5 protein-coding genes and 1 pseudogene are annotated in these 5,553 nt (G+C 72.0%); 4 read left to right on the top strand and 2 right to left on the bottom strand.

The features are described from left to right. Positions 1 to 268 (bottom strand): annotated as a pseudogene (locus tag EEJ42_RS34835) (BlaI/MecI/CopY family transcriptional regulator); the annotation flags it as partial. 218 nt (positions 269 to 486) lie between these two features. On the opposite strand from EEJ42_RS34835, the gene EEJ42_RS34830 reads away from it, so the two are divergent. The 3 genes from EEJ42_RS34830 to EEJ42_RS34820 all read left to right on the top strand — a co-directional run bounded on the left by EEJ42_RS34830 (position 487) and on the right by EEJ42_RS34820 (position 3,266). After that, positions 487 to 1,320 (top strand): glycerophosphodiester phosphodiesterase, encoded by an 834-nt coding sequence (locus EEJ42_RS34830; protein ID WP_123106183.1) that lies wholly within the window; start codon positions 487 to 489, stop codon positions 1,318 to 1,320. A 65-nt stretch (positions 1,321 to 1,385) separates the two neighbouring features. Next, the gene (locus EEJ42_RS34825; protein ID WP_123106181.1) at positions 1,386 to 2,117 is read left to right on the top strand and encodes an ATP-binding protein; all 732 of its coding nucleotides are present in this window, start codon (positions 1,386 to 1,388) and stop codon (positions 2,115 to 2,117) included. A gap of 180 nt (positions 2,118 to 2,297) precedes the next feature. Beyond that, positions 2,298 to 3,266, top strand: coding sequence for a DUF5926 family protein (locus EEJ42_RS34820; RefSeq protein ID WP_123106179.1), 969 nt, complete (start codon positions 2,298 to 2,300; stop codon positions 3,264 to 3,266). Between the two features lie 372 nt (positions 3,267 to 3,638). On the opposite strand, the gene EEJ42_RS34815 is transcribed toward EEJ42_RS34820, so the two are convergent. Further along, positions 3,639 to 4,313, bottom strand: a complete 675-nt coding sequence (locus EEJ42_RS34815; RefSeq protein ID WP_123106177.1) for a bifunctional DNA primase/polymerase — start codon at positions 4,311 to 4,313, stop codon at positions 3,639 to 3,641. Between the two features lie 575 nt (positions 4,314 to 4,888). Here EEJ42_RS34815 and EEJ42_RS34810 point away from each other — a divergent pair. Continuing rightward, a partial coding sequence (locus EEJ42_RS34810; protein WP_425473010.1) for a GAF domain-containing protein occupies positions 4,889 to 5,553 on the top strand: 665 nt, incomplete at its 3' end.

The following is a 5,553-nucleotide window of genomic DNA, read 5'->3' as shown; positions in this document are numbered from 1 at the left end:
GGGTGGGGGCCGGGGGCTGGGCCGGAGGGGTGGGGGACGGCGCGGGGGCGCCCGCCTTCGTCATCTGGTCCGGCGCTGTCCGGTCCGGTGCCGGGCCTATCGGCGCGTCCGGCGCCTCCGGCCGCGCGTCCGGCGCGTCCGGCTTCGCGCCCGCGGTGGGCTCGAAGTCCGGTGCGGGGGGCACCGCGGGGTTCGGGTGCGGCGCCGGAGGGGCCGGTTGCGGCCCGGCCGCAGGCGGTACGGCAGCGCCCTCGTTCTCGGTGCTCACAGCTGTCTCCTCAGGTGCACGACAGTTTTTCCATGACGGCCCACGCGTACGTATTACCGTTGTCAGCTTTTCCCACAGCGCGTCAGACCGCCGTAAGGAGCGGCGGCCGTGTGGACTACCACCCTTTATCCCGGACAATTCGCCCTACCGCCATTCCGGGCAACGGCCGGAAGCGGAACCTTCCACCGATGGACACCGGGCGGTGGCACCATAACGCGGTGACCTATGCGCGTTCTGACCGGGACATCCGCCCGGGTCCGCACACCGTGTCCGTCGTCGCCCACCGCGGGGCCTCAGAGGACGCGCCGGAGCACACCCTGGCCGCGTACCGCCGGGCGATCGAGGACGGCGCCGACGCCCTCGAATGCGATGTCCGGCTGACCGCCGACGGTCACCTCGTCTGCGTCCACGACCGGCGCATCGACCGCACGTCCAACGGCCGCGGCGCGGTCTCCGGGCTGGAGCTGGCCGATCTCGCGGCCCTCGACTTCGGCTCCTGGAAGGGTCAGGCCACCGACAAGGAGGCGCCGGACCGGAAGAGCCGCGACAGTACGTCCGTCCTCACCCTCGAACGGCTGCTGGGGCTGATCGCCGACGCCGGACGCCATGTCGAACTGGCCATCGAGACCAAGCACCCCACCCGCTGGGCGGGTCAGGTCGAGGACCGGCTGATCCAGCTGCTGCGCCGGTACGGGCTCGACGCGCCGCCGCCCGGCGAGCCGCCGCCCGTGCGCGTGATGAGTTTCTCGGCGCGCTCGCTGCACCGGGTGCGGGTCGCGGCGCCCGCCATTCCCACCGTCTATCTGATGCAGTTCGTCCTGCCGCGCCACCGGGACGGGCAGCTCCCGCCGGGGGTGCGGATCGCGGGGCCCAGCATCCGGATCGTGCGCAGCCACCCGACGTACGTGGCGCGGCTCCAGCGCGCGGGGCACCGAGTGCACGTGTGGACCGTCGACGAACCGGCCGATGTCGAGCTGTGCGTGCGATTGGGCGTCGACGCACTGATCACGAATCGCCCCAAACAGGTATTGTCCCAACTCGGGCGCTCATAGTGGGCATTACAAGGCGTGCACCGGCGCGTTCATTACGTATTCGATCGTGACGAGTGCGTCACACGATGCCACTTGGCCGGTTTCCGCTCCAGCCCATCGGGGCATCCATCCCCTGGCGTGGGGCTAAGGAGGTCTCGGGGGTGGCGTTGGTGGTGGCACAGAAGGTGCCGACGTCGTCGACCATGGCCGTACCCCATGGTCCTGCGGGCGTCCGCGTGGCAAGACAGTGGATGCGCGGCGATTTGGGCAGGACTGGGGTATCGGATTCGGTCATAGACGACGCAGTGTTGATCCTTTCGGAACTACTCAGCAATGCGTGGCGGCATGGCAGCCCATGCCGCTCCGGCCCTGGCGGCGGGACGGTTCTCGCGGCGTGGAGCGTCGATGAAGACGATCGGGTGACGGTCGAAGTCACCGATGGCGGTGGCCCCACAAGGCCACTTCCGGCCAAACCTTCCGTGACGGCCCGCGGTGGCCGCGGACTGAACATCATCAGGTCCCTGGCCGACGACTGGGGCGTGCGGGACGGCAGGGGCGAGGTCACCGTCTGGGCCCTCCTCCCGGCCGACACCGGATTCTCCGGCCGGGTCATGCTGCCGACCGGCCTCGGCGCGGAGCTGCGCGCGGAGCTGGAGCCCGGTCTCCGTACGAACGGCGGCACGACGAACGGCGGCGCGAAGAGCGGCGCGAACGGCGGCGCGGGCGCCGGTGCGGGTCTCGTGGCGAATATCGAGACGAACATCGATCCTGATTTCGACCGCGAGCTGGGCTTCGCCGATCTGGACGAGCTGGCGTGACCGACGCGGCGCATCTGGCCGACGAGGTTCGGTCGAAGGGCTAGGCTCCCGCCCGTACGCGTAGCCGTACGACGACGTACGCGCCGATACGAGCCCGTAGCCGATACGAGCAACCATTCGAGCCGTATCCGAGCCGTACGGACAAGCCCTGAGCCGCCACGATCGGGAGACAGCCACACCATGGCCAAGAAGCGCCGCCCCCAGACGAAGGCCGCAGGACCACGGGCCGCCTCGGGCGACATCCCCGTGGTCGGTGCGCGGGAGCCCTGCCCGTGCGGTTCGGGCCGCCGCTACAAGGCCTGCCACGGCCGGGAGGCCGCCCACGCCGTCACCGAGCTGGTGCAGCGGCCCTTCGAGGGCCTCCCCAACGAATGCGACTGGGTGGCGCTGCGCGAGCTGGTGCCCGCCGCGACCGTCCGGCTGGACCTCGCCGAGGGGCTGCCCGAGGGTGTGCCGTCCGTCACCCTGGCGACCGTGCTGCCGATGGCCTGGCCCGCGCTGCGCCGGGACAGCGGCGCCGTACTGCTCGGCCTCCAGAACGACACCGCCTCCGGCGACCTCAGCCGCGACCTGGCCGACACGCTGCGGCGCGCGCTGATCGCCGAGCCCGGCACGCCGGTGGCGGCCCAGCGGGCGCCCGGCGACGGTCCGCGCCTACAGGATCTGCTCGACCCGAAGGGCGCTTTCACGCCGACCCTGCACGAGGGGTTCGAGTTCTGGCTGGAGGACGCCGCGAACGCGACCGGGGAGGTCGCCGCGTCCCTGGAACGGGCCAACGCGGCCGCGATCCCGACCGCCCGGCTCACCGGCGTGGAGGCCGCCTACTGGTGCGAGACGCCGGAGAAGAACCACCTGCGCTGGGTGATGCCCCACCCGGAGGAGAAGCTGCTCGACGCGCTCGCGCGGCTGCATGCCGCGGGGGTGTCCTCACTGGGCGAAGGCACCCGTTTGGTGGGCTCTTTCCGGGCCCACGGGCTCACCGTGCCGGTGTGGGACCTGCCCCGCGGCATGGGCGCGGAGGAGACCGAGAAGCCGGCCGCGGAGCTGGCGGAGCGACTGGGCGAGGCCCTCGCCTCGGACGAGCCGCTCACCGCCGAACAGCGGCGCGCCCGGGGCGGTCTCACCAACCGTCAGGTGACGCTCAGCTGAGCACCCCCGACAGGTCGACCGAGCGATCGGGAGGCGTGACGCTGCTCACAACTTGCGGTTACGCCCTGGAAATACACGTCCGGAAATCCGCGATCGAATTTGCTTAGGGCCGATCTCTTGTTACGGTTCTAAAAGCCCGGTCGCTGGTGCATCCCCCGTCGCCAGCGACCGGGCGCTTCCATGTCCGGTACCGGAACGCACGAGTCCGGTACGGACCAACGGGCCGCGGCGGCGCGGGAGTTGCCCCCGCCGCGGACAAGGTCTCGGGTCGGCACCGGGCCACCTGAAGATCACCCGAACGCACGACACGCGGCGAGGCCGTGGGCCGCGCCGCGTGTGCAGATGCATCGGATGGTGCCAGGGACGTCCCGGTCAGTACGCGAGCCGGCTGCCCCCGTCGGGCGCGCTGCTGCTCGCCTCGACGAGCGCGTCCACCACGGTGGCCACCTCCGGCAGCCAGGGCCGCCCGCGGCGGCGCTGCGGCGCGCGCTCCCAGCGCACCCGGCCCAGCCCCGTCTGCGACGGCGGCAGCACCAGATAGCCGCCCTCGCCGTGGAACCGCAGCGAGCTGGGCACCCAATCCTGGCGGTTGAGGAGCTCCCCCAGCTCTTCGAGGGAGTACGGGGCCACCAGCAGCGACCAGCGGGTGGGTGTGGCGACCACCGGGCCGAGCCGGACGCCCGCCCGGTCGAAGGCGGCCAGCGCCCTGGCCCCGGCGACCGCGGGCAGGCTGAGCGCGCACGGGGCCGTGCCGCCGGTGGCGAGCAGGAGCGGCGCACCGGGGCGGTTGGTCCACCACCAGCGCACCATGCGCGGATCGGTGGTGGCCGCGAGGAGAACGGGGTCGAAGGGGTGGCCGCCCGGCACCGCACAGTCCGGGTCGGGACAGCCGCACACCCGCATGCGTCCGCCGCCGGGCCGGAGGCCGATGCCCGGCAGCACGGGCCACTGCCACTCGGTGGCGCAGGTGAGCGCCGCGCGGAGCTGCGGCGAGCGTGCGCCGCGCCGCAGCGAGAACTTGCGTCGCCTTCCGAGGATCTCGCGCATGAGCGCTCGTTCCTTTCCGTTAACGCCGAGGGCTGTATCCGTTCGCACTACATGGCACTTCACATGGCACTACGTGGCGCTGCCGGGCGTCGTTCGGCCACTCACAGCACGTGGATCACAAGTCACTGCGCGTACAAGGCAGCGCATCACGCCGCGGGCCGAGCGTGGAACGTGGCGAGGGGTGGCGCGCACATGGCGCTTACCGTCCTGGGTGGTGCGTTTTCCTCGCCACTCGGGGAGGGGCGCGGCCGTTGTGGTCTATGACGCCTGGACCGGCCACGGGGTTCCGGGGCGGTCCGATCTGCCCCAGGCCCTCTCCGAATGTGTACCCGCCGCGATGGAGACGACGCGCTGTCGAATGACGTCAGTCGACCTCAAATTGACAGCGTAACGACTTTTTTTCAGCCAAGTTCAATTCCCCACAGACACTAACAAGACCACCGGGACAATGCTGGACATCGCCTCTGCCGTGCGTGTACATCTGGAGACAGTAGCGGCACAGTAGCGGCGCAGCATGACAGGGGGTTTGCGATGCTATTGAGCAAGCTGGGCGCGACGGGTGAAGGCAGCGGTCCATGAACTCGCCCCATCCGCCGAAAGTGGCTGGAATCGATTCTTCCCTCCCCGCACCCACGCAAACTGCCGACCCCATCGGCCGGCCCCTCACCGCGCCCGAACCCGGGGTTCAGGACCGGCTCGCCGGGTGGGTCTCGGACCTCACCACGCTGCACGAACTCACCGAGCGGCTGGTCCACACCAGCACCCTCGATGAGGCGCTGAGGGAGCTGCTGCGCGCGGGCGCCGCGCTCGTGGGCGCGCAGCGCGGGCTGGTCGCGCTCGAACCGGCGGACGGGCAGGGCCCGGTGACCACCGTGGGCCTCGGCCTCGGCCGCGCCGACCTCGGTCAGATCGAGACGATCCCGGGCGGCTCCGCGCCCGGCGGCCATCTCCTCGACGGGCTGCCCGAGCCGGGCGGCAAGCGGCGCGCCGACGTCACCCACCCCGACATCGCGGGCGAGACCGGTCTCCACCCACGCCACCGCGAGGTCGCCGCCCGCCTCGGCTTCGCCGCCAGCTACGCGGTCCCGCTGGACCCGTTCCCCGGCTCCGGCCCGGCCCCGGGGCTCACCACCGTGCCCGCCCCCGCCGCCGAGGACGCGTCCCCGGGCGCGGGCGACCGTACGGCGCCGGGCGCGGGACAGGGCGCCGCGCAGGCCCACGCCCCGGCCGGTGCGCCCGG

The organism is Streptomyces botrytidirepellens (assembly GCF_003721215.1).
GTDB classification, from domain to species: Bacteria; Actinomycetota; Actinomycetes; order Streptomycetales; family Streptomycetaceae; genus Streptomyces; species Streptomyces himastatinicus.
The sequence above is the reverse complement of the archived record's forward strand: the minus strand, read 5'-3'. Positions and strand labels throughout refer to the sequence as shown.

What these genes read in the sequence shown, in the direction of transcription:
- EEJ42_RS34825 (WP_123106181.1), top strand. Translation starts at nt 1,386, where the DNA reads ATGCCACTTGGCCGGTTTCCGCTCCAGCCCATCGGGGCATCCATCCCC.
- EEJ42_RS34820 (WP_123106179.1), top strand. Translation starts at nt 2,298, where the DNA reads ATGGCCAAGAAGCGCCGCCCCCAGACGAAGGCCGCAGGACCACGGGCC.
- EEJ42_RS34815 (WP_123106177.1), bottom strand. Translation starts at nt 4,313, where the DNA reads ATGCGCGAGATCCTCGGAAGGCGACGCAAGTTCTCGCTGCGGCGCGGC.